Raw genomic sequence first — 23,894 nt, 5'->3', positions numbered from 1 at the left:
CCCACAGCGTACTTTCCGCGAAGGGGACGGCCACGCCGGTGAAACGCTCGGTCTGCACCAGACGGGTGCGGTCCTGCCCGAGCGCCAGAAGGGTGAACCCGTGCTCGCCGTCGGCGATCCAGCCCGGACCGAGTTTGCCGAGCCAGCGCCGACCGGCCAGGAGGTGTTCTTGTCGGACCCCTTCACTAGCATGCGTGGCTGTGACGACATCAGCGGGCGAAGCCTCTTTGGAACCCCTGCTCGTGGGCGATATTTCCGGGCGCTTCTACGTTCCCGCGTACCAGCGTGGCTACCGGTGGGGCGAGGTCGAGGTACGGCGGCTGCTCGACGACATCTGGGGAAGCCGTGACAGGCCGTACTACCTGCAGCCGGTGGTGGTGAAGCGGTATGGCGAGGAATGGGAGCTGGTCGACGGTCAGCAGCGGCTCACGACACTGTTCCTGATCTTCCAGTACATGAAGGCCGCGGGGCTGCAGAGTTCGGGCGCCGACTACAGCCTCCGATACGAGACGCGAGTGGACAGCGCCGCGTACCTGGAGGAGCTCGATCCTGGACGGAGCCAGGAGAACATCGATTTCTTCCACATCCACGAGGCCTATCGGTGTATCGCCGCCTGGTTCGACGACCGCGGGAGCCGGCGCCAGTATGTCGCCAACAAGTTCTATGGCGCGCTCTTCGAACACGTCCGGGTGATCTGGTACGAAGCCGTCGGCGATCTGGACGCGGCGACGCTCTTCACCCGGCTCAACGTCGGCCGCATCCCGCTGACCGATGCCGAGCTCGTGAAGGCCCTCCTGCTGTCACGCAGCCGCGGCAGCGTCGGCGTGACCGATCGCGCGCTCGAGATCGCGGCGCAGTGGGATGTCATCGAGCGAGATCTGCGCGATCCGGAGTTGTGGGCGTTCATCACCGGCAAGGGGGCGCAGGACCCGACGCACATCAGTCTGCTGCTGGACACGATCGCGGGCGGTCCCACCGGCCGGAGCCGTCCGCCGTTCCATACGTTCGAGACTCTTCGGGAGCGGATCGAGGCCGCCCCTCAGGAGGTCTGGAACGAAGTGGTCGACCTGCACTCTCTCGTGCTCGGATGGTTCGAGAGCCGGAGCCTCTTCCACAAGATCGGTTTCCTCATCACCCGGCGGACCTCGTTCAGGGACCTGATCGAGCTCTCCAAGGACAAGCCGAAGTCGCGGTTCGAGGCGGAGCTCGACAGGCTCATCCGCGAAGACCTGGCGCTCTCCGAGGCCGGCCTGCGGGACCTGAGCTACCACAGCGACAAGGCGCCTCGGGCGTTGCTGCTGATGAACATCGAGACCGTGCGACGGCGCAAGCACTCCTCGGAGCGGTATTCGTTCCGGGAACACGCGATCGGCGCCTGGTCCCTGGAGCACGTGCACGCGCAGAACGCGGAACGGCTCAACCGCGCGGAGCAGTGGAAGGAATGGCTTCGCTTGCATCGCCGGGCACTGGTGGCGCTCGACGAGATCGGCCAGGCCGAGAAGGAACCGATCCTGGGCAAAGTGGACGAGGTGCTCGCGAAGCCGGTCATCGCCGCGGCCGACTTCCGTCCGCTGGAACTCCGGCTCACCGAGCTGCTCTCGGTCGGGGCGGACTCGAGCGACGGTGGAATGGACTCGATCGCCAACCTCGCGTTGCTCGACGCGGGTGACAACAGCGCGCTGAGCAACTCGGTGTTCGCGGTCAAACGGGCTGCGGTTCTCGACCGCGACCGGAAGGGGTCCTACATCCCCGTCTGCACCAGGAATGTGTTCCTGAAGTACTACTCGCCTGCTGACGAGCATCAGATGTACTTCTGGAGCCCGCAGGACCGGGAACACTACCTCGACGAGATGGTCTCGGTTCTTCGCGACTATCTGCTGTCCGACAGGGAGGCCTTCCTGTGAAAGGGTTTCTGACTTCGTACGCCGGGATGTTCGAGGCGCACGCGCCGGGGATCGGCAGCATCGAGATACCGCTCATCCAGCGCGACTACGCGCAAGGACGCCCGAGTACCTGGGTGGGGGAGATCCGGGCCGACTTCCTCGAAGTCCTCCTCGACGCGGTGGCCGGGGGTGAGCCCGTCGGGCTCGACTTCGTGTACGGCAAGATCGAGGGCACCACGTTCCATCCCCTCGACGGGCAGCAGCGACTGACCACATTGTTCCTGCTGCACTGGTATCTCGCCTCCGCGGCGGGTGAACTTCGTCCGGAGGCGGCCTGGACTCGTTTCTCCTATGCGACACGCGCGAGCGCGCGGTTGTTCTGCGAGCGGCTGGCCCTCAATCCGCTGCCGCAGGACGAAGCCGTGCCGTCCGTGTGGATCATCGACCAGGCGTGGTATCTGCACGTGTGGCGGAACGACCCGACCATCCAGGCCATGCTCGTCATGATCGACGCGATCCACCGGGACATCGGGCGCCTCCATCCAGATCTGGACGCTCACGCCGCGTGGCAGCGTCTGACGCACGCCGAATCTCCCGCGGTCTCGTTCTACCTGCTGCCGTTGGACGACATGGAGTCCGACGAGGATCTGTACATCAAGATGAACTCCCGCGGGAAACCGCTCACCCCGTTCGAGACCTTCAAGGCACGGTTCGAACAGGACATCCGGCATTCGGACCGGGCCGACGAGTTCGCGCACAAGATCGACGGTTCATGGTCGGATCTCCTGTGGCCGTACCACGGCGGCGACAACATCGTCGACGATGAACTCGTCCACTACATCAGGTTCATCACCGAGCTCTGCGAGCTGCGTGAGAACCGGCCGGCGTCGGAGGACCGGCTCGTTCGCCGCGCACGCGCCGTTTTCGGGCGGGAGAACAAGCGGGCCGACGAGCATCTGAACTTCCTGTTCGGCGCCTTCGACAGCTGGCGGGACGGCGAGCACATCGAGGAAACCTTCGACAAGGTCCTGTCGACGGCGCTCCCCGGTCAACCGCGGTATGACTCGCGGAAGGTTCTCCTCTTCGGCGCCTCCGGCGTCAACTTGTTCGAGCAGTGCCTTCGACGAGGTGTCTTCCACCGCCCCTTCACCTTGCAACAGACCCTGTTCCTGTACGCGGTCCTGCTGCATGTCATCGAAGGCACCGAAGAGTTCCCGCGCAGATTGCGGGTTCTGCGGAATCTCATCGCGGCCTCCGAAGATGAAATGCGCCGGTCCAGCATGCCTGCGTTGATCGCGGACGTGGAGGAGGTCATCGTCCACGGCGATCTCGGCGCGGTGACCGGGTTCAGCGGTAACCAGGTCGAAGACGAACGCCGTAAGCAGAAATTCCTGAATGCCTGCCCCGAGTTCGAGGATGCGCTCTTCAGGCTGGAGGACCATCCGATCCTCCGCGGCACCCTCAGCGCGTTCGAGCTCGACAGTGACAGCTTCCGTCACCGGGCGGAAGCCTTCGAGACCGCGTTCGGCAAACCGTTGTATTGGCGGGACCTGACCGGTGCGCTGCTCGCCACCGGCAACTACCAGCGTCGACGGCCGAAATCATCGGCCTGGCAGTTCGGGACCGGCTCCACTGGTCAGGAGTGGGTGTGGCGCTATCTCCTCGCGGAGACCACGTTCGACGCCCTCGCCACGACTCGGGCCGTCCTGGGTGAGTTCCTCGACGGACTGGCGGCGTCCGGCAGCGGCGCGGCAGAGTATTTCGGGACGGTGACGGGTGAATGGCTCGCCGAGCGGGAAACGGCCGAGGTGTTCGACTGGCGCTACTACCTGGTCAAGTACTCGTCCATGCGGGAGGGCGCCACAGGCATCTACTACGGCGTCGACGGGGAGCTCGGCTACTCCCTGTGCATGCTGCGCACCAAGCAGCGCAACGGAAACTACCGTGACCCGATCCTCCTCGAGGTCTGGAAATCCAGTGGCGCCGGTGATCGGGTCGCCGACCCGTGGTTCACCGGATACGAGACCAACCCCCGTTGGCTGCGGCTTGAGCGCAGCAGCGTCGGCATGCGTAGTGTGAGCGACGGATTCGAGCTCCAGGCCCCCGAGGACGAGGCGCTGCGAGCGAAGTTCGACGACATCTGCAGGCGGCACGACGTGGAAGAAGCGGGCGATCGCCTCGTGGTGAAGGCACCCCAGCGCGACCACGGTGACGGCCCCGTCGACTCGGCGGACCGCGTGGTCCTCGGCGCGGCCTTCCTCCGTGACCTGGTGGCCGCCGGTCTCTAGCCGGTCATTGGCGCGAACAGCGTCCGGATGGTTTCGATGGCCAGTCCGCGCAGCCAGGCGTGGGCCCCGTCGTCGTCGTAGCGCTGGTGCCACAGCAGGTACAACGAGACCTCCGGCATCGGGAACGGCAAAGGCAGCGTGAGCAGGCCGAGCCGGTCCCTGGCCGCGCGGGTGACCATGTCGGGGAGGGTGACCGCCAGGTCGGTGCCGAGGGCGAGTTGCAGCGCGAAGGCGGCGGTTGGTCCGGCGGCGACGACACGTCGTTCGAGGCCGTGCGTGGCCAGGGCGTCGTCGATCGGGTCGCGCAGGCTTCCGCGACGCGAAATGGTGACGTGCTCGGTGGCCGCGTAGCGCTCGGGGCTCGGTGTGCCTTCGGCGAGCGGGTGGCCGGGCCGGACGGCGACGACCAGCCGGTCCGTGCCGACGAGACGGTGGCGGATGTCGGGGAACGCCGGACGGCCGGAGCTGGATTCGAGGTCGACCTCGCCTCGGCGCAGCTCGGCGTCGTCAGTGCCGGGTTCTGCGGAGAGCCGCAGTCGAACGCCAGGCGCCTGCCGGTGCACGGCGGTGGTCAAGGCGGTGCCGCAGGCCGCGGTCAGGGTGTCGTGCCAGCGCACGGTGAACACCCGGTCCAGCGCCGCCAGGTCGAGTTCTCGCTGCGCGGAAAGAAGGTGGTGGGCCTGCTGCACGAGCGTGTGGACCTCGGCCCGCATGGCCAGCGCGCGGCTGGTGGGGACCATGCTGCGGCCGGTGCGGACCAGGATCTGGTCGCCGGTCGCCTTGCGGATGCGGCCGAGGGAGCGGCTCATCGCCGGTGCGGTGACGTGCAGGCGGGCCGCCGCACCGGCGACGCTGCCCTCCTCCAGCAGGGCGTCCAGTGCCGTGAGCAGATTCAAATCCAATTGCATGAGAGTAACTCTACAAGTGAAAAGCATGCACTTGTCGTTAATCATCGGCGGGCTTAGTTTCGAAGGGCGGGGCCGAGAGAATCTCCCCGCTTCCACTCTTCCCAGGGAGCCCCCATGAACTCGCTTTTGCCCGCTGTGACGGCCGCGGTGAAGACCTCCGGTCTCACGCTGCGCGACCGCTTCACCTCGCACGCCCGTGGCGTGAGTTCGACCGAGATCGTCGACGAGATCCATGCCAACGACGACGCCGTACTGGACGTGCTGCGGGAACCGCTGCTGCGGGCCAGGGACGGATCGCAGTGGGCAGAGGACGAACTGGCGGGCGGCGCGCTCCCGCCGGGGGAGTGGTGGGTCGTCGATCCCGCCGAGGGCAACATCAACCACGTCCACGGCATGGGGGACTGGGCGGTCACCGCCACCCTGGTCCGCGACAACCGGCCGGTGCTCACCGTCGTCCATCTGCCGCTGACCGGCGACACCTACACCGCGGTCGCCGGCGCCGGTGCCCGCCTCAACGACCGGCCCCTGAAGGTGTCGGCCAAAACCGACCTGGGCGCCGCGCTCATCGGCACCGGACAGGCCAAACCAGGTGAGGACGAGCGCACTCTCCGGCGGATCGGCGACTCCGTCACCGCCATGCTCGTCAACGGCCTGGTCGTGCGCGTTTCCGTGCCCGCCACGATGCAGCTCATCCACGTCGCCGCCGGACGCATGGACGCGTTCTGGCAATTCTCCGACGTCCGCTCCGGCCTGGTCGCCGGCGCGCTACTGGTTTCCGAAGCCGGAGGCACCGTCACCGATCTGGCGGGGGAACCCTGGCACACGGGCAGCCGCGACTTCCTCGCCGCTGCCCCCGGCGTCCACACCGCCGCGCTGAAGGTCCTGTCGCCCCTCGTCTGATCGGACGCATACCGTAAGGAGCACCAACTCATGACCAGCATCGGCATCCTGGGCGCAGGCCGCGTCGGGACCACCCTGGCGGGCAAGCTCGCCGCTGCCGGACATCAGGTCACCCTGGGCGTCCGGAACGCAGATGGCGCCGCGGCGCTCGCCGGCCCGCGGATCACTTTCGCCGACCAGCGCACCACCGCCCGCACCACGGACATCGTGATCAACGCGACGCCCGGAGACAGCTCCCTGGACCGGCTCACCGGCCTGCGCGCGGAGCTCTCCGGAAAGATCCTCGTCGACGTCTCCAACGCCACCCTTGACGGTGACGACGGCCTGCCCGGCGACCTGTGCTACCCCGGCAGCAGCCTCGCCGAGAAGCTCCAGGCCGGGCTTCCCGCCACACAGGTGGTCAAGACGCTCAACACCATGAGCTTCATGGTCATGACCACGCCCGAAACCCTGGCCACGCCACCGACCGTCTATGTCTCAGGCAACGACGAGAAAGCGAAGAAGACCGTCACCGGTCTGCTCGGCGACCTGGGCTGGCAGCCCGCGTGGATCGAGGATCTCGGTGACATCATCACGGCTCGCGCGACCGAGGCCATGATCCTGGTGGTGCCCCACGTCCTGCGCCGACACGGTTTCCGGCCCTTCGCCGTCTCTCTCGCCCGCTGACCGGCGAGTCATCCGGTCTGTTCGAGACCGGTTCGATCGGCGGCGGCCACGTGTGCGGGGCTTCTGCCCACATGCCATTCCAGCACGGCGAAGGTCGCACAGATGGCCGCGCTCACGAGAATCACGGTGGTGCCGACCGGGTGCAGGGGCACCATTGCGGCCGCGGCGCCGCCCGCGACGGCGGCCGCCGCGTTGGCGATCGCGCCGGACTGGACGATCGTCGCGGTGCTGCGACCCCGAACGGCGCGAACCAGCAGTATCGAGAAGACGAAACAGCCGATTCCGATCAGGACAGCGAGAAACCACGGTTGTGGGAGCGGCAGGCCCAGTGCCGAGGCGAAATCCTGACTTGTGAGCAGACAGAACGCCAGCCCGAGCACACCGTCCCAGACTACATCCGCGGACAGGACGATTCGGGTTGTTCGAGACAGTTCATAAGTGGTCATTCCGCCTCCAGTTCCGGAAACATCGGTTTCGGTGACACATCAGTGATGTGACGAACCGAGTGCCATGGTGTCGAGGTCGACGGGAAAGTCGCGCAGAAGATCGGCTGCGCGCAACCATCGGTCGAGATCGGTGATCAGCGTCGTTTCCTGTTGGGCATTCTCGGAGTCTTCCAGCGGGGGCATGTGACGGTGCTCGGCGAGTTTGAGCACGATGCCGACGATCCGGTCGATCCGGTTTTCGAGAAAGCCCTCGGGAGTTTCGACGGCGTGCGGAACCCCGGCCCAGGCCGCAAGGACCACCGCGACGACGACGGCGCGTCGTTCGTTGTCGTCGATGTCCTTGCGATAAGCCTGATTGATCGTGTAGCGCGAAAGTGCCATGGGAACTTCTTGCTGAATGCGGAGGAGTGCGTCCTCGAAGTCGATCATCAGCTGGTACACCAAGATCATCGGGCGCCAATGGTGCAGGAGCAGTCGCTGCAGTCGTTGGATCGCCGTCAGGTGTTCGAGTGAAACCTGCGCCACCAGTAACCGCCTGATCGGTTCCAGGCGGCGCAGGAGACGCGTCCCGTCCAGGCGTTCTCGGTGCCAGGACTCGATCGCCGGAAGGACGGATCCGATGAAGATCAGTGTCGGCGCGGCGGTGATCAGCGGATCCGACACGGATTGTTGGGTCCACGCCGGTATCCAGCCCACCATCTCGGCGGTCTGATAGGCGGCACTGTGAAGGCAATACAAGACTCCGACGCCGAATCCCGCCGCACTGATTCGCAGGCCCGCACGCAGCCATGCCTTGGTGGGTTCGGGTGACTTGGCTGCCCAATGCCAGGCGCGCACCGCGTGGGTCATGGCGGAAGACGCCAGAGTCGCCATCACGACCACCCACGCCAAGCCGACGAGGATCGGTACGTGACCGGGCACCTCCAGCCGGCTTTGTGGTCCCAGTACGAAGTCGGGGTGGTCGGGGTCGGTGGAGAACAACGCGAACGCGACAAGGAACGCGGCACCCATCAGTGCGGTGATCCTGCGGGTGGCCAGCCTGGCCTGGTTCCGCGAGGTGGCCACGGCGCGGATCGCGAAGATGTGCACCATCAAGCAGCAGGCGATCGTCAGGGCCCATTGGGTGGGCCAGAACAGGTTCCAGCCCGCCTTGTAGGCCAGCACATCGTGCACCGGGGGGATCTGCAAAGCCACCGCGAGCGCCAAGAACAAGGACGAGAGCGACAACGCCGCCGAAGGCTTGGCCCGCCATGACTGCAACAGCCGTTGCCGGAAGAACAAGGCTGCGACTATTCCCATTCCGACTACGGCTGTCAACGCGAATGTCATGGGCAATCACCTGGTCAAAGCTTGCCGTGGTCGTCTTCTTCGACCTGGGTACCGTGATTCACGGTCCGGCTACCGGGTTTCACGGGCAGCCGTTGGACAGGAGGCGGTGGAGGCGGTCCGCTTCCGGCTTCGCATCGTTCTCTCCGTTCATCGGTACGGTCAGGCCGAGCCGGTAGGCCATGACCACCGCGAACCGTTCCGCGTCACGTTCGTGTTTGTCCTGGAATTCGCCCACCCGGCAGCTGCGTCCCACGAGGTGCCGGATCAGTTCGCTGCTCAGGTTGGGCAGATCGGGGCGCAGCAACTGCGCGAGGGCGTCTTTGATCACCGGGTCGCTCACCAGCATCCCCGGATGGTGCTCCATCGCGTGGAACAGCTCGTGGTGAATGACGTGCAACTGGTGGATCAGGCTGGTGTCGGCCCGGTAGAATATGTAGGCCGTGTTGTTCAGCCGTACGGTCATACCGGTCAGCATCGAGCCACTGCCCGGCAGTGCCGCGGGGAGCGGCAGCAGCCGGGTGGGCATGCCACTCACGTCGGTGAGCAGGACCTGGTAAGCGTCATGAGTGAACGGACGCGGGAGGACAATGCGGTCGGCAATTCGACCGGCATGTGCCTGTGGGCGGCGACTGGCCAATTGTCTGGGATACTTCATAGCGCTTCCGGCTGTGGCGCAAGAGTAATGGGTTCGCTTGAATGTTGTGCTTCGAGCCATTGCGCCAGCGCCAAGGCGACTTGCCGCTGCGCTTCGGCCGCTGTCGTCACGCCGAGAAGGCGGAGTTCGATGGCTATGCCGTTCTGATCCACGGTATCCGCGTTCGTGGTGTCGATGACGCTGATTCCGGCGGTGGAGATCCATTCGATGAGGTTGTCGCGCACGCCGGTGATCTTGTCCTGGTCGGCCTTCGTGGTCGCAGGCAACAGAAAAGTCGTGTCGACCTTGAAGAACTTCGCCAGGGCCAGCAGCACCGGAAGGCTGGGGTTGACCTTTTCGTCGTGGCGCAGCTTGCCGAGATAACTTGGCGTGATCCGCACCCCGTAGCGTTCATCGAGTTGCTGGGCGACCCAGGTGTTCGTGTATTGCGGGCGCCCTTGCGAATCCGTATCGCCGGAAGACGAACGCCGCTGGTCGGCGCTCGCCTTGCGCCATGCTTGCGGGTCTTCGTCCTTCAGTGGGCGAACCGCCATCCACAGCAGGTTCAGCCGCTCCCCGAAAGTCAGCTCGCTCGCCGGTTTGCCCGCGAGGGCAAGGACATCCTCGGGGGCGATCTCATCGTGATCCGCGCTCGACCGGTTATGCATGATTCCCTTTCGGAAGCCCCCAAACGCTAGAAATTCCCAGCCAGGATAGAGCATGCCAGCTCCCGCGCGGGTTCCTCAACCGACCCGGTGTGAAAACGGGGAGAAACCAGCTGATCTTGGGCCATCCAGGTGCATCCCGGATGCGGTGGTGTGCCGGACACTCGGCGTTGTAGTAGCCTGCGGGTCCATCGTTGCTCTGGACTGACAGTCCAGTGGCACCCGGCAGATCAGTGTCACATCGACGGTGGTGGGGGTTGCGATTGATCTTTCCTCTGATGCTGTCCCCCTGGTCAGGCACGTGATGTCGGATCGGGGAGTGCTGTGTGCGGCTCGATCGCCAGAGGTGTTCGTTCAGCTGTCGTCGACGGTGGAGGTGTGCGGGTTGCGACGGAGTGACCGGACCGCTCGTGGCCCGATCCGAACGCGGCGCGCGATGGTCGGCCCGGACACTGCCGATCCCGCTCCGGACCGGTCGGCGCTTGTACGTGAAGGCGAGTTTTCTGGGGTGGCAACCAAATTCCTAGGGGGGAATTGTGAGTTTCGAACTCGATTCCGGATCGGCCGGTAAACCTTTACGAAACGGTGTCCCCGTGTTGTGGCATCGATCGGACGGCGGACTGGACAAGATTCCGGTGGAGGTCGTTCCGATCGACTCCCTGCTGCCTGCGGATTCACCGCGAACGGCCGGTGAGAACTACGAGCACGCCCAGGTGCTGGCGGAATCGGATGCGATTCTGCCGCCGATCGTCGTGCACCGGCCGAGCATGCGGATAATCGACGGGATGCACCGGTGGCGTGCGGCGGTACTGCGGGGCCAGCGCGAGATCAGGGCTCAATTCTTCGAGGGCGACGAAAAAGACGCCTTCGTGATCGCCGTCGAGGTGAACGTCTCCCACGGGCTACCGCTTTCGCTGGCCGACCGCACGGTGGCCGCCGCGCGGATCATCGGTTCGCATCCACAGTGGTCGGATCGGGTCATCGCGGAGGCCACGGGGCTCGCCGCCAAGACGGTGGGGGCGATCCGCAGACGGTCGACTGAGGAAGTTCCTCAGTCGACCATCCGGGTCGGGCGGGACGGGCGGGTGCGACCGCTCAGCAGCGCCGAGGGCCGACGCCGGGCCGGTGAGCTGATGATGATCAATCCGGATGCCCCGATCCGGGAGATCGCCCGACAGGCAGGGGTGGCGCCGTCGACGGCGCGGGACGTCCGGGATCGCCTGCGTGCCGGGCAGGACCCGGTGCCGCCCAGGCAACGCGGTTTCGAGCGGCCGTCCGCCGAGCGGCGACAGGATCGGAGCGGTGACCGGATTACGTGGCCTGAGCGGCCGGTGGACCAGCTTTCCGTTCTCCGGACGCTGCGCAAGGATCCGTCGCTGCGGTTCAGTGAGGCGGGACGCATGCTGCTGCGCTGGCTGGACGCGCATATCAACGGGATGACCGAGTGGGAACGGGTCGCCGCCACGGTGCCGGCGCATTGTTCCGGCACCGTCGCCGAACTCGCCTATGCGAACGCCAAGGTCTGGCGTGAACTGGCGGTGCGGCTCGAGCGGCGCGGCGACGCGGTTCACGCCGACGTGGACGAAGCCTGAGTGCGTTTTCGATGAATTAGAGTGACGAGTACGGCACCAATGATTTCCATGATAAAAGGCACTTCGCCAAGAATGCGGTGGAGGTATTCGTGTCGAGCGACCACGCCGAACAACGTGCCCGGCCGCCGGATCGGCGCTTTTCGCTGCTGGGGTCCGTCGAACTCCGCCACGACGGTCGCGAGATCCGGCTTGGCGGAAAAGGGCTCGCGATCCTGGCAGGCCTTCTGCTGAAAGCGAATCAGCCGGTGAGCGCCGCGGAACTGATGCGGATCGTCTGGGACGACCCGGCGAACGGAAGCCGTACGGCACTGCACGCGCTCATCTCCCGGCTGCGTCAGACGCTGGGGGACCGGGTGTTCGTCCGCACCGTGGAAAGCGGCTACCTGGTCGAGGTCGCGGCAGGCGAGCTCGATCTACGGGACTTCCACGCCGAGGTCGAGCTCGCGGACCAGGCCGCACTGATCGGGGACTCGCTCGCCGAGCGCGGGCATCTGTCGGCGGCGCTGGCACTCTGGCGCGGGCCCGCGCTCGCGGGCGTGCCGTCCGAGCGGCTCCGGCAGGAGCACGTCGCGAGGCTGGACGAACAGCGGCTGTGGGTGCTGAGCAGGCGGATCGATCTGGACATCGAGGCGGGCCAGAGCGCGGCGGTCATCGGTGAGCTTCGCGCGCTCGCCGCCGAGCATCCCGCGGGGGAAGGGTTCGCGGCGCAGCTGATGACGGCGCTCTACGGCTGCGGGCGGCGGGCCGAAGCGCTGGACGTCTACCGGAGCCTGCGGTCGGTGCTGGTGGAGCAGGTCGGCATCGAACCCGGCGCCGCGGTGACCAGACTGCACCGGGAGATCCTGGCCGGTGAACCGGACCGGGTCCCGGCGGCCACGCGGTCGAACGGCGGGTTGCCCGCCTCTCGTGCGGAGCATCCGGTCGGGCCGCTGCCGATCGCGCCGGAGCGGATGATCGGCCGGGACAGCGAGATCCGTGAACTGGTCGATTGGCTGTCCCTCCGGCCCGAGGGTGCGGTGGCCGTCGTTTCCGGGCTGCCGGGCGTCGGCAAGAGCGCGGTCGCGATCGAGGTCGCGCATCGCCTGCGCCGGCATTATCCGGACGGGCAATGGTATTTCCGGCTCGGCGACGGTCCCGGCCACGAGCAGCCCGGCGACGCACTGGCAGGCCTGCTCCTGGCCTCCGGTGTCCGTCGCGAGCTGCTTCCCCCGAAGACGCCGGACCGGGCCGAGGTCTTGCGCCGACGGGTGGCTGGCCGCCGGATCCTGCTTGTCCTCGACGATGTGGCCGATGCCGCGCGAGTCGTGCGGGCGTTACCCGAGAGCCCCGGCTGCGCCGTGCTGGTCGTCTCCCGCGCTCCGGGCACCGAGGTACCGGACGCCTTGTGGCTGCGGCTGAAACCGCTCGCCAACGCCGCGGCCTGTGAGCTGCTCGAACCCGCGCTGGGCGCCGAGCGGATGGCCGCCGAGCCTGATGGCGCGTACCAGCTGGCGAGGGTGTGCGAGGGACTGCCGCTCGCGCTCGATGTCCTCCGCGAACGACTGCTGCGCCGGCCCGCGGAATCGCCGTCGGCGCTGGGCGGTCTGCTGCGCGATCCTCGTACCTGCTTGGGCGAGCTCAAAGTGCGGTCCGCGTTCGCGGCCAGAGTCTCCACTTTGGACAGTCCGACGCGACTGGCTTTCCGGCGGATGGGTTTGCTGCCACCGGGGGAGTTCGGCGCGTGGAGCCTGGGGCTGCTGAGCGACGGCGACGGAAGATGGCTGACCAGGCGGCTGGCCGAAGCGGGACTGGTGGAGCCGGTGGGGCCGGACGAAGAGGGAGAGCCGCGGTACCGCGCGCACGGGCTGGTCGCGTTGTACGCCCGCGAACTGGCCGAGGCCGAACCGGGGGAGGTCACCCGCCAAGCGGTGCGCAGGCTGATGAACCGGCTGCTCGCGGTCGGGGAGGCCGTGCGCAGGAGCAAGGAGACAACCCCGATCCGGCCGCAGGTTGACGGAATCACCGGAGATCCCGAATTGTGGGTGCACCGGAACGGAGTTCTCTTCTTGCACATCGTCCGGCAGGCGCGCGTGTTCGGCTGGAAGGCCGACGTGGAGAGCCTGATCGACGTGCTGGTCACCGTGCCGCAGCGGGCGGTGACGGATACCCCGTGGGAAGCGGGGTTGCCACAGTGACGCGGCGGTGGGAGAACCGGTTCTACGCGGCGGTGCTCCGGCGCGAGACGAACTCGTATCCGGTGAGCGCGGAATGGGATCCGGCCCGCTTCCACGGGCACAAGTACTGCCTGGTCGTGTCCTACCGGGCGAACGGGGAGCCGGTCGCCACCCCGGTGTGGTTCGCCCGCGCCGCGGATCGCCTGTACTTCCGCACCGATGCCGGCGCCGGGAAAGTGCGGCGCCTGCGCCGAAATCCCGAGGTGCTGGTCGGCCCCTGCGGTGCGCGCGGCGGTCTCCTCGGCCCGTTGGCGACGGGCCGGGCCCGCCTGCTCGATCCCGCCGAAGCCGAACGGGCCGAGCGGGAACTCCGGGACGCCTACGGATTCGGCAGGCGCCTGTACGAGCGCTTTTTCGCGAGCCGCGACGGAATCTACGTGGAGCTGGCGGCGCCTCCGGCGGCCGGGAAGCCGGTGGACTGGGCGACGGGTTCGAATTCAGCAGATGTCGAGGATGGGGAGCTTCTATGACTGAGGAATCGCAGCATCCAGGACGGGACGGCGTCGCCCACGGGCCGGTGATCGACTACGACCAGCTCCGGAGCCTGGTCGAGCAGGCCGTGCCGTTCAACCGGTTCACCGGGGTGGAACTCGTGGAACTCGCCGACGGGCGGGCGAAGGCCAGGCTCGGGCTGGTCGACGACCTCCGGAACCACGTCGGCACCATGCACGCCGCCGCGCTGTTCCAGGTGGCGGAGTTCGCCGCGGCGTCCGCGTTCGTCGGCGCCTTCGCGGTTCACATGAACAAGGTGACCTTCGTCGCGCGGAAAGCCGAGATCGACTACAGCGGACCGGCCCGTGGCGACGTCGAGGCGATCGGGAAACTGACCGGGGAGACCGCCGAGGTCCTGCGGGAGGTGTCCGAGCGCGGGCACACCCGGACCGGTGCGGTGGGCGAGGCACGGGATCCGGACGGCGTCGTCGTCGCGACCGTGCGGGTGACCTTCGACGTGCGGCCCCTGGACGAACCGCTCGCGGTCGACCTGCCCGTCCGGGAAGGCGCCCGATGATCCCGCTCGAACGACTGGAGCTAAGCCAGGACCGGCTGCCCGATCGCTGGTACAACGTGGCCCCGGATCTGCCGAGGGCCCAGGACGAAATGCTCGACCCGGCCACCGGGGAGCAGGCGAGCGACGACTACCTGGAACGCCTGCTGCCCAGCGCGCTGGTGGCCCAGGACCGGTCGATCGAACGCTGGATCGCCATTCCGGAAAAGGTCCGTGACGCGTACCGGGCCTGGCGGCCGACCCCGCTGATGCGGGCCCGCGCGCTGGAGAACTACCTGGACACGCCCGCTGAGATCTACTTCAAGTACGAGGGCGGCAGCCCTTCCGGCAGCCACAAGCTGAACTCGGCCCTCGCGCAGGCGTACTTCGCGAAGAACCAGGGCATCCGGCGGTTGGTCACCGACACCGGCGCCGGACAGTGGGGCAGCGCGCTCGCGCTGGCCGGGGCGCTTGCCGGGATCGAGGTCGGGGTGTACATGGTGCGCGCCTCCTACCATCAGAAGCCCTATCGGCGGCACCTGATGGAGTCCTTCGGGGCGCGGGTCGAGCCGAGCCCCGGCACGGGCACCGAGTTCGGCCGGAAGCTGCTGGAGCAGGACCCCGGCCATCCGGGGAACGAGGGGACGGCCGTGTCCGAGGCGCTCGAAGTCGTGCGCGCCGACCCGGACTCCCGGTTCTCCATGGGCGCGTTCGCCAATCACGTGCTGCTGCACCAAACCGTGGTCGGGCTGGAGGCACGCGAACAGCTCGACGAGCTGTGCCGCGAACCGGACTACCTGATCGCGTCGGTCGGCTGTGGCTCGAACATGGGCGGGTTCGCGCTGCCCTGGGTGCCGGACAAGCTGAGCGGTGCGGTGAACACGCAGATCATCGCGGCCGAGCCCGCCGCGTGCGCGACCCTCACCAAAGGCACCTACCGGTACGACTACCCGGACGCGGGAGGCACCGGGCCGATGGTCCGCACGTACACCCTCGGCCACGACTTCAGCCCACCGCCCATCCACGCAGGCGGGCTGCGGTACCACGGTGCCGCGCCGCTGATCGGGTTGCTCCGCCACGAGGGCGTGCTGGACGCTGTCGCGTATCAGCAGGTGGAGGTGTTCGAGGCGGCGCGGATCGCCGCCCGGCTCACCGGTCTGCTGCCCGCCCCGGAGACCGCGCACGCGATTCGCGCGGTGTTCGACGTGGCCCGGCGCTGCCGGGAGGAGCGGCGCAAGGCCACGATCGTGTTCTGCTGGAGCGGCCGGGGGGACCTGGACCTCGGGGCGTACGGGCGGTTCAACGCCGGTGAGCTGCGCGACGTCGAGTCGTTCGCCGAGGAACGGGCCGAACTGGCCAGGGGGCTGGCGTCATGAGGAGCTACGACCTGTTCATCGACGGCCGTGCCACCGCGGGCAGCGGCTGGACGTACGTCATCCGTGCCGCGGCCTTCCTGGACGATCCGGCCACCGCCTTCGATCTCAAACGCGGCCTCGAACTGGGTCTCCGCTCGCCGGAGGAGGCGGGGAAGGACCTGGTGGGGCGGTGCGCGCTCAGTTCGGACGAGCAGGTGGCGGCCGCGTTGCGAGCCGCCGCGCGGGCGAAGCCGCTGATGGCCGCCGTCCCGCTCGAGGTGCGACGGCAGGTCGGCGACGACTTCCACCGGTCCGTCGGTGAGCACGCGGAGGAGTTCGTGGATCTCCTGGTGGCGGAAGGGCATCCGCGCAGGCTCGCGGAATGGGAGACGAGCGGGGTCCTGCGGGGGACCGGCCCGGAGACCCTGGACTGGCAGTTCGGCCAGCTGCGACAGGAGGAGGAACGCGACGGCCGCCTGCTCGTCCTCGCCCGCAAACCGGACGGCGTGGTCTGCGTCAACCCGCCGCAGAACGCCGCGGGGTCGAACTCGGGGCTGGGGATCATGGCCCTGCTCGGCGGGAATTCGCTGGTGGTGAAGGCGCCACGGGCGACGCCGATGAGCGTGATGTTCCTGTACCAGGAGATCCTCGCGCCCATTCTGGACCGGCACGGCCTGCCGGGCGGAGCGATCAACCTGGTCAGCGGGGACAGCAGGAGGATCCTGCGGCAGTGGCTGAACAGCGAGCTGACCGACGACCTGATGTTCTTCGGGGACAGCGCCACCGGGCTGAAGCTCGGCCAGGACTGGGTGGCGAAGGGCAAGAAGGCCATTCTGGAGCTGTCCGGGAACGACGGGGTCGTGGTGTGGCACGACGCCGATCTGGACGCGGCCGCCGACGCGCTGAGCGAATGCTTCCACGGTTCCAGCCAGATCTGCATGGTGCCCAAGTACGCGGTCGCGCATCCGGCGATCGCCGAAGAACTGATCGAGCGGGTGGTCGACCGTGCGCGGTCGATCCGGCCGGGTTATCCGGACGATCCCGAGGTGCTGCTTTCACCGGTGCTGAAACAGGATCTGTTCTTCGACTTCCTCGCCGAGGCCCGGCAGGGCGGGGCGGAGGTGCGGTGCGGTGGGCGGCGCCTGGACGTGCACGGCCGTCCGGCGGACGGCGGGCTGTTCCTGGAACCCGCCGTGCTCCGCGTCCAGGGCCTCGCCAGGGCACGGGAACTCCGCTGTGTCGCGGAAGAGACGTTCTTCCCGATGCTCCCGATCGTCGTCCCCGAAGCGGGTGCGGACCACGACCTGCTCGACGACGTGATCGCCTTCGTCGACACGAACCGGTACGGGTTGCGGAACTCGCTGTGGACGGGGGACGACGCGGTGACGACGGCGTTCACCGAGCGGGTGGGCAACGGCGGTCTGTTGCGGGTCAACGACTCCCATATCGCGTTCGCGCCGGTCCTCGCCACCCACGGCGGGACCGGCCGGACCGGCGGGCCCTACGGTGAACTGCACTATCCGATCCTGCGCACCACGCACCTGCAGGGCATCAGCATCCGGAACAGTCCACGGTGAAGCCACCGGAACAAGGGGGGCGGCCCCCGGTCATCGGCCGGTCAGCCGGTCGACGACCGGGGCGAACCGCTCCATGTCTGGCTCGGGTACGACCCAGTAGGAGTAGCCGTACTCCGCCCGCCGTTCCTCCAGCGAGGTGCAGATCTCGTCCACCGTGCCGACCAGGAACGCGGGCGATTCGGTCAGCTCCTCCACGGTCAGCGGGGAATGGGCGGCGATGTTCCGGAAGGTCTCCGCGCGATCCGGGACCACCTGGCAGACGACGACCAGGCATTGGAGTTCGAGCGCGTCGAACCGGTCTCCGGCGGCCTTCCGGACCCAGCCGGATCGTTCCGCGTACGCCTTCGCCGTCATCGACTTCACCACATCCAGGTCGATGGTCCCGGAGGTGAGGCGCGCGTTGAAGCTCACGATGTCCGCCTCCCTGGCCGCCAGCGACAGCAGCCTCCGGCTGCCGCCACCGATGATCACCGGCGGATGCGGGGTGGATTTCGGCAGGGGCGGGCCGATTCGCGCGTCGACGGTGTAATGGTCGCCGTCGAATTTCGCCGCCCCGGTCGCCCAGAATTCCTTCATGATCGCGAGGGCTTCCGTCATCCGCTCGATACGCACGCCCGGCGGGTCGTAGGGAATGCCGAGGCTGTCGTAATCCTCCTTCTTCCAGCCCGCGCCGAGGCCGAATTCGACCCGGCCGTCGCTGGCGTTGTCCAGCGCGGCGATCTCCTTGGCGAGCAACAGGGGATTCCGGTAGTCGTTGCTGAGCACCAGGGAACCGACCTTGAGCGAACTGGTCGCCTCGGCGGCGATGGTCAGGGAGACCAGCGGCGCCCAGTGGTCGCTCAGATGATCCGGGATCAGCAGCGCCGAATAGCCCAGCTCCTCCATTCGGCGAGCCTTGGCCCGCCATTCCTTCCCGTGGCCGGCATTGCGAATCTGCACCGCGAAACGGAACTGTTTCATGGCGCGGATTTTAGCCGCCTCATTTGAGCCGCGCGACGGGCGAGCGACCACCGGCGGCGGTGAGCCGGAGGTCAGAGCACCTTGGCGAGGGCCTGACCCGCCTGCCTGCCGGAGAACAGGCAACCGCCGAGGAAAGTGCCTTCGAGCGAACGGTAGCCATGCACCCCGCCGCCCCCGAAACCGGCCGCCTCGCCCACGGCGTAGAGACCGGGAAGTGGTTCGCCGTCGGCTCGCAGAACCCGGCCGGACAGGTCGGTTTCCAAGCCGCCCAAGGTCTTCCGGCTGATGACGTTCAACCGGACGGCGACCAGCGGACCGGCCTTCGGGTCGAGCAGCCGATGCGGGGTGGCCACCCGCACGATCCGGTCACCGAGATAGCGGCGCGCGCCGTGGATCGCGGTGATCTGCAGGTCCTTGCTGTAACCGTTGGCGAGCTGGAGATCGCGTGCGATGATCTCGCGGCGTACCTCGGCGGCGTCCAGCAGCGGTTCGTCGGTGAGCCCGTTCATCTTGCCGATCAGCTGGTCGAGATCGTCCGCCTGCACGAAATCCTCGCCCCGGTCCAGGAATGCCTGTACCGGCGGCGTCGGGCCGGGCAGGGCCCGCTTCAGCGTCAGCTTGAGGTCCTTGCCGGTGAAGTCCGGGTTCTGCTCCGAGCCGGAAAGGGCGAACTCCCGTTCGATGATCTTGTGGGTGAGCACGAACCAGGAGTGGTCGTATCCGGTCCGGCGCAGATGTTCGAGCGTGTCCAGGGTGTCGAAGCCGGGGTACAACGGCGTCGGCAAGCGCTTGCCGGTGGCGTCCAGCCACAGGGACGACGGGCCCGGCAGGATGCGGATACCGTGCTGCGGCCAGATCGGATCGTGGTTGGTGATGCCCTCCACGTAGTGCCACATCCGGTCGCGGTTGACCAGGTTGGCGCCTGCCGCCTCGCTGATGCCCAGCATCCTGCCGTCGACGTGCGCGGGCACGCCGGACAGCATCTTCTGCGGCGGCTCGCCGAGCCGGGCGGGCCAGTTCTTGCGGATCAGCTCGTGGTTGCCCCCGATGCCGCCGGACGCGACCACCACCGCCTGCGCCCGCAGCTCGAACTGGCCGGTCTCGGTCCGGGAGCTCCGCTCGCCACGGGCCGCGGTGCTCGGCTCCAGGACGGCGCCGCGGACACCGTCGACGACGCCGCCGGTCTGGGTAAGCTCGTCGACGCGATGCCGGAACCGGAGCTCGATCCGGCCGCGGGCGGCGGCTTCCCGCACCCGCCGCTCGAACGGCGCGAGCACGCCCGGCCCGGTGCCCCAGGTGATGTGGAACCGGGGCACCGAGTTGCGCGCCCGTTCCGCCCAGCCGATCGCCGGGAAGAACCGGATTCCCTCGTCGTGCAGCCAGGAGCGCATCCCGCCCGCCGCGAATTCGACGTACGCGCGGGCCCACTGCCGCGGCCAGTTGTCCTCGGCGCGATCGAAACCGGCCGCGGTCACCCAGTCCTCCCAGGCCAGTTCGAAGGAGTCCCGCACCCCGACGCGGCGTTGTTCGGGGGTGTCGACGAGGAAGAGACCGCCAAGGGACCAGAAGGACTGACCGCCGAGGGAGGCTTCGGGCTCCTGGTCGACGATGGTCACGTGCCGTCCGGCGTCGGCGAGGGTGGCCGCCGCGACCAGCCCGGCCAGGCCCGCGCCCACCACGATCACGTCCGTGTCCATACGGTTCTCCCATCCGAGCCGATCAACGCAGATGAGGGTGGACGCTATCTGGTCGCCGGCCCCGCGGCGAGCGCGGGCTGCCGATGGGAGGCTTCGTTCAGCGCGGGGTTCCCCGGCTCAGAACTTGCACGGAAGGTGCTTGACGCCGTTGATGAAGCTGGACCGCAGCAGGTCGGGCTCGCCGTCGGCACGGATGTCGGGCAACCGGCCGAGCAGTTCCCGCAGCAGCACGGTGATCTCCGTCCTGGCCAGCTGGGCGCCCAGGCAGAAATGCACGCCCGCGCCGCCGTAGCCGACGTGGGGATTGGGACGGCGGGTGATGTCGAACTCCTCGGGGCGGTCGAAGACCTCGGCGTCCCGGTTGGCCGACCAGTAGAACAGCAGCACCTTGTCCCCGGTGCGGAACGGATGCCCGTTCAGCTCGTGGTCGCAGGTCAGCGTGCGGCGCATCCACATCACGGGGGAGGACAGCCGGACGATCTCCTCGGTCGCCCCCGGCAGGTGCTTTCCGAGGTCGCCGGTGAGCAGCGCGCGCTGCGCGGGGTTGTCGGTGAGCAGGATCAGGGCGTACGAGATCGCGTTGCGCGTGGTCTCGTTCCCCGCGACGGCCAGCAGGGTGAAGAACGCGCCCAGCTCCTGATCGGTGAGTGCCTCGCCGTCCACATTGGCGTTGACCAGTGCCGAGGTGAGATCGTCGGCCGGCGTCTTCCGGCGGAACTCCGCGAGCTCCCTGGCCAGGTCGTGCATGGCCTGACCGGCGCCGAGTACCCGGCCCACCCGCTCGGCCGCGTTCTCGGAGAGGAGTTCGGGATCGAATCCGCCGACGATGGTGTTCGTCAGCTCCAGCACCATCGGATGGTCACGTTCGGGGATGCCCATCATGTCGCAGATGAACTTCAGCGGCAGCCGCGCCGCGACCTGGGTGACGAAGTCTCCGGGGCCGGTGTCCAGGAGGTCGTCCACGATCCGGGTGCTGGTCTCCCGGATCTGGTCCTGGAACCGCTGGAGCATGCGCGGCGCGAACGCGCGGGAGACGATCCGCCGGATGGTCGCGTGCTTCGGATCGTCCATGTTGATCATCGAGCCGAAGTACTCGTTGTACTCGGTCGGCAGATCCTGTTTGGAGATCGCGCTGGGCGTCGAGGCGAACACCTTCGCGTCCCGGCTGGCTTCGACCACGTCGGCGTGCCGGACCAGCGCGTAGTAGCCAGGACCCGGCGGAATGGTGCCGTAGTCGACCTCTTCGAAGAACAGCGGACGCGCCTGCTCCCGGAGCCGGGCGAACGCGGCCGCCCGTTCCGGGAGCGGACGTTTCCAGAATTCCATTTCGGACAGCGAGAAGTCGATCGTGCCCCGCTCCGGCATTCGGTGCCTCCCTTGGCTCAGTGCTCAGCGCCGCTTCCGAAGGAGCGGTTCTCGATGTCCCCGACCACCAGGGTGAACGCGATCGCGAGGTCGGTGCGGCCGAGCCGGTCGCCGAGCTCGTCCCTGACCACCACCGAATCGGCCAGCTCGGGCGGGACCCGCCGGTCGCTGAGGAAATTCCGGTAGCAGAACCGGCCGCCCGGCTTCGCGGTGCGCGTGACCTCGCCGAGGATGTTCGCGAACTCCTCGGGGGAGGTCCAGCCGGCGATGTCGGAGAGCGAGTACTTGGAGTACGTCTCGGCGGGCGTCGCCGCGAGGACGGTGTCCAGCGAGCCGGTCACGATCTCCACCGCGTCCAGATTGGCGCGCACGGTGTCGTAGTGGTCCGGCGACAGATACGGCGGGACAGCGCGGTTGTCCAGGTACCGCCCCAGGATCAGCAACGCGAGCAGATGGTTTTCCGCCGCCAGGTGGTGACTCAGCACGTCCCGCAGGCAGGTGTTGAGATAGTCCGCCAAGGAGACGCCGCGTTCGATGAACGCGTAGTAGCTGGGATCGTGCAACAGCAGCCGGGTGAGCCTCGGCCGCGCCAGCAGTGCCAACGCGGCACGCCAGCGGGGCGTGTCCCATTCCTCGTCGAAGAACCGGAGCTGGTCTTCGAGCGAGGTGTGCGCGAACAGGCGGCGGGTCTTCCCAGGGCGCAGCGTGCGGATCAGCGGGCCGATGTAGCGGGCGTAGAACCGTTCGTGCGCCCCGCTGTAGAGCACCCCGCGACGGATCACGTGCGGGTTCCGGTCCCAGAAGTCACGTGCCCGATCGGACAGCGAGCCCCGCAGGTCCTGGTAGCGGTCCAGCCGCCGTTTGCTCGGGGCGAGCCCGATGAACTCGGCGAACCCGTGGCAGGGCAACGCGCGGATACCGGCCATCTTGAGTTCGAGCAGGTGGTTCTGCAGCGGGTTGGCGTCGATCGAGACGATCTTCTTCGGGCCGCCGAGCAGGAGGTTCAGCGTCCGGCAGCCGCTCCCGGTCACGGACAGCACGACGTCGTCGGGCTCCAGGCAGAGCCCCTTCAGCTCGGACCAGGAGTCCTCGTCGCAGGTGCTGTACAGGATGGCGCCCTGGGTCAGGAACTGCCGATCGGCGGGTGCGGCCCGGTAGTCACCGAGCGAGAGCGGCCGGAGGATCCGGTCGGCGGCGCTCATCGGGCCTGCCCGGACACGGTGGCGAGATAGGCGCGGGCGCGGGCCAGCGCGCGGTCGCGGACGTAGCGCGGTGCGCCGCCGCCCGCCGGGACGCAGGCCTGGATCGCGCGGTCGATCCGGTTCCGGAACTCGTCCGCCACTTTGTCCAAAGTGGACTCACCGGTGACCAGCAGGCCGAAGGTGACGGCCGAGCCCGCGTTGGCGATGAAGTCCGGCAGCACGGTGACTCCCCGGTCCTCGAGCGCCTGTTCCGCTTCGACGGTCAGCGGATCGTTGGCGCCCTCGACGACGAACCGCACGTCGGGATGCACCGAAGCCAGGTTGCCGGTGGTGATGCTCCCGGCCGTCGCGGCGGGGACCAGGACCGACGCCGGCAGGCTCAGCCAATCGTGGCCGGGGAGCAGGCGGGTGCCCGCCGGCAGCCGGTCCCGGTCGATCTCGCCCGAGCCGACACGGGCCGAGGCGAGGAACTCCGGGCTGAAGCCATCCGGATTGTGCACCACGCCGTGCACGTCCGACACGGTGACCACGGAGAGTCCCGCGTTGGCGAGCGCGACGGCGGCCGCGTGGCCGACACTGCCGAATCCCTGGACGGCTGCCCGTTTCCCGTGCAGGGTGGCACCGGTGACCGCGGCGGCCGCCTCGAGTGCGTGGACGGCGCCGCTGCCGGACAGGGTGCCGGCGAACTCTTCGTTGAGCAGATGCTCGACGGTGATCCCGTCGGGTACGTCGAGCACCTTTCCGCGTTCGGCCGCCTTGGCCACCACGAAGGAAATGAGATCGATCCCGAGGCCCCGGTAGATCGCGACCACATCGGACGCGGTGCTCCCGCTGTCCTCACCGAGCAGGTACTTGCTGCGCAGGAATGGTTCGAGCGCCAGCGCGGCCTGGTCGAGTGCCGCCTTCCGATCGGCGCCGGGTTTCAGCACCACGGCCGATTTGGCGCCGCCCAGCGGAATCCCGCCGGAGGCGAGTTTCAGTGTCATCAGGCGAGCGAGTTTCGCCACGTCGGCTTCCCCGACGTCCGGTGCGATGCGGATTCCCCCGGCGCACAGTCCTCCGATCACGGAGTCCGCGACAAGGTGGACGTCGACTTCGCCGGAAGACCACGTATATCTGAACATGCGTCACCCTGATTCGGTCGCGACGTTCACAAGTTTTCGGTCAACAACTTCGGGAAAGGCTAGCAGCGGAGCGCGAAACGCCGCTTACACGACGCTGACATCGTT

Annotated in this window: 20 protein-coding genes; 10 read left to right on the top strand and 10 right to left on the bottom strand. The window is 67.9% G+C overall.

Annotation, left to right across the window (positions count from 1 at the left end; translation table 11 throughout):
• The first annotated feature begins 200 nt into the window (after window positions 1-200).
• Together AMYAL_RS0138965 and AMYAL_RS0138960 are read left to right on the top strand one after the other, a co-directional pair.
• A complete protein-coding gene (locus AMYAL_RS0138965) occupies window positions 201-1,904 on the top strand; it encodes a GmrSD restriction endonuclease domain-containing protein (RefSeq protein ID WP_209447281.1) in 1,704 nt (567 codons plus the stop codon).
• Complete coding sequence (locus tag AMYAL_RS0138960) at window positions 1,901-4,171, top strand: DUF262 domain-containing protein (RefSeq protein WP_020636724.1); 2,271 nt, start codon at window positions 1,901-1,903, stop codon at window positions 4,169-4,171. Before AMYAL_RS0138965 ends, AMYAL_RS0138960 begins: the two co-directional genes overlap by 4 nt.
• On the opposite strand, the gene AMYAL_RS0138955 is transcribed toward AMYAL_RS0138960, so the two are convergent.
• Complete coding sequence (locus AMYAL_RS0138955; protein ID WP_020636723.1) at window positions 4,168-5,079, bottom strand: LysR family transcriptional regulator; 912 nt, start codon at window positions 5,077-5,079, stop codon at window positions 4,168-4,170. The two genes, AMYAL_RS0138960 and AMYAL_RS0138955, sit on opposite strands and share 4 nt — an antisense overlap.
• Before the next feature lie 114 nt (window positions 5,080-5,193).
• On the opposite strand from AMYAL_RS0138955, the gene AMYAL_RS0138950 reads away from it, so the two are divergent.
• Both AMYAL_RS0138950 and AMYAL_RS0138945 read left to right on the top strand, forming a co-directional pair.
• Window positions 5,194-5,979, top strand: a complete 786-nt coding sequence (locus AMYAL_RS0138950) for an inositol monophosphatase family protein (RefSeq protein ID WP_020636722.1) — start codon at window positions 5,194-5,196, stop codon at window positions 5,977-5,979.
• A 30-nt stretch (window positions 5,980-6,009) separates the two neighbouring features.
• Window positions 6,010-6,645: an NADPH-dependent F420 reductase gene (locus tag AMYAL_RS0138945; protein ID WP_020636721.1), complete on the top strand. Its 636-nt coding sequence runs from the start codon at window positions 6,010-6,012 to the stop codon at window positions 6,643-6,645.
• An 8-nt stretch (window positions 6,646-6,653) separates the two neighbouring features.
• Here the strand turns inward: AMYAL_RS0138945 and AMYAL_RS0138940 are convergent, their stop codons facing one another.
• The 4 genes from AMYAL_RS0138940 to AMYAL_RS0138925 form a co-directional block, all read right to left on the bottom strand.
• Window positions 6,654-7,091 carry a hypothetical protein gene (locus tag AMYAL_RS0138940; protein ID WP_157358233.1) on the bottom strand — a complete coding sequence of 146 codons (438 nt, stop codon included), beginning with the start codon at window positions 7,089-7,091 and terminating at the stop codon, window positions 6,654-6,656.
• Window positions 7,092-7,130: 39 nt separating this feature from the next.
• The gene (locus AMYAL_RS0138935) at window positions 7,131-8,420 is read right to left on the bottom strand and encodes a hypothetical protein (protein ID WP_143267870.1); all 1,290 of its coding nucleotides are present in this window, start codon (window positions 8,418-8,420) and stop codon (window positions 7,131-7,133) included.
• Between the two features lie 79 nt (window positions 8,421-8,499).
• Window positions 8,500-8,946 (bottom strand): hypothetical protein, encoded by a 447-nt coding sequence (locus AMYAL_RS48130; protein WP_020636718.1) that lies wholly within the window; start codon window positions 8,944-8,946, stop codon window positions 8,500-8,502.
• A 125-nt stretch (window positions 8,947-9,071) separates the two neighbouring features.
• A complete protein-coding gene (locus AMYAL_RS0138925; RefSeq protein WP_143267872.1) occupies window positions 9,072-9,776 on the bottom strand; it encodes a hypothetical protein in 705 nt (234 codons plus the stop codon).
• Between the two features lie 536 nt (window positions 9,777-10,312).
• Between AMYAL_RS0138925 and AMYAL_RS0138920 the strand changes: the two genes are divergently transcribed.
• From AMYAL_RS0138920 to AMYAL_RS0138895, 6 genes are all read left to right on the top strand, one after another.
• Window positions 10,313-11,311, top strand: a complete 999-nt coding sequence (locus AMYAL_RS0138920) for a ParB/RepB/Spo0J family partition protein (protein WP_020636716.1) — start codon at window positions 10,313-10,315, stop codon at window positions 11,309-11,311.
• A gap of 89 nt (window positions 11,312-11,400) precedes the next feature.
• Window positions 11,401-13,485: an AfsR/SARP family transcriptional regulator gene (locus AMYAL_RS47305; RefSeq protein WP_020636715.1), complete on the top strand. Its 2,085-nt coding sequence runs from the start codon at window positions 11,401-11,403 to the stop codon at window positions 13,483-13,485.
• Window positions 13,482-13,994: a PPOX class F420-dependent oxidoreductase gene (locus tag AMYAL_RS48125; protein WP_020636714.1), complete on the top strand. Its 513-nt coding sequence runs from the start codon at window positions 13,482-13,484 to the stop codon at window positions 13,992-13,994. Before AMYAL_RS47305 ends, AMYAL_RS48125 begins: the two co-directional genes overlap by 4 nt.
• A complete protein-coding gene (locus AMYAL_RS48120; RefSeq protein WP_020636713.1) occupies window positions 13,991-14,533 on the top strand; it encodes a PaaI family thioesterase in 543 nt (180 codons plus the stop codon). Before AMYAL_RS48125 ends, AMYAL_RS48120 begins: the two co-directional genes overlap by 4 nt.
• The gene (locus tag AMYAL_RS0138900; protein WP_020636712.1) at window positions 14,530-15,885 is read left to right on the top strand and encodes a TrpB-like pyridoxal phosphate-dependent enzyme; all 1,356 of its coding nucleotides are present in this window, start codon (window positions 14,530-14,532) and stop codon (window positions 15,883-15,885) included. The genes AMYAL_RS48120 and AMYAL_RS0138900 overlap by 4 nt, the downstream gene beginning before the upstream one ends.
• Window positions 15,882-17,441, top strand: a complete 1,560-nt coding sequence (locus tag AMYAL_RS0138895; RefSeq protein ID WP_020636711.1) for an aldehyde dehydrogenase family protein — start codon at window positions 15,882-15,884, stop codon at window positions 17,439-17,441. The genes AMYAL_RS0138900 and AMYAL_RS0138895 overlap by 4 nt, the downstream gene beginning before the upstream one ends.
• A gap of 30 nt (window positions 17,442-17,471) precedes the next feature.
• On the opposite strand, the gene AMYAL_RS0138890 is transcribed toward AMYAL_RS0138895, so the two are convergent.
• The 5 genes from AMYAL_RS0138890 to AMYAL_RS0138870 form a co-directional block, all read right to left on the bottom strand.
• The gene (locus AMYAL_RS0138890; RefSeq protein WP_039794812.1) at window positions 17,472-18,401 is read right to left on the bottom strand and encodes a TIGR03621 family F420-dependent LLM class oxidoreductase; all 930 of its coding nucleotides are present in this window, start codon (window positions 18,399-18,401) and stop codon (window positions 17,472-17,474) included.
• A 71-nt stretch (window positions 18,402-18,472) separates the two neighbouring features.
• Window positions 18,473-20,098, bottom strand: a complete 1,626-nt coding sequence (locus AMYAL_RS0138885) for an FAD-binding dehydrogenase (RefSeq protein ID WP_020636709.1) — start codon at window positions 20,096-20,098, stop codon at window positions 18,473-18,475.
• Window positions 20,099-20,215: 117 nt separating this feature from the next.
• Window positions 20,216-21,463 carry a cytochrome P450 gene (locus tag AMYAL_RS0138880; RefSeq protein ID WP_020636708.1) on the bottom strand — a complete coding sequence of 416 codons (1,248 nt, stop codon included), beginning with the start codon at window positions 21,461-21,463 and terminating at the stop codon, window positions 20,216-20,218.
• A gap of 17 nt (window positions 21,464-21,480) precedes the next feature.
• Complete coding sequence (locus AMYAL_RS0138875) at window positions 21,481-22,665, bottom strand: DUF3419 family protein (protein WP_020636707.1); 1,185 nt, start codon at window positions 22,663-22,665, stop codon at window positions 21,481-21,483.
• Complete coding sequence (locus tag AMYAL_RS0138870; RefSeq protein WP_020636706.1) at window positions 22,662-23,789, bottom strand: Glu/Leu/Phe/Val dehydrogenase dimerization domain-containing protein; 1,128 nt, start codon at window positions 23,787-23,789, stop codon at window positions 22,662-22,664. The genes AMYAL_RS0138875 and AMYAL_RS0138870 overlap by 4 nt, the downstream gene beginning before the upstream one ends.
• Window positions 23,790-23,894: the final 105 nt, after the last annotated feature.

It is taken from the genome of Amycolatopsis alba DSM 44262 (assembly GCF_000384215.1).
GTDB lineage: Bacteria > Actinomycetota > Actinomycetes > Mycobacteriales > Pseudonocardiaceae > Amycolatopsis > Amycolatopsis alba.
This window is presented reverse-complemented; position numbering and strand designations above follow the sequence as displayed.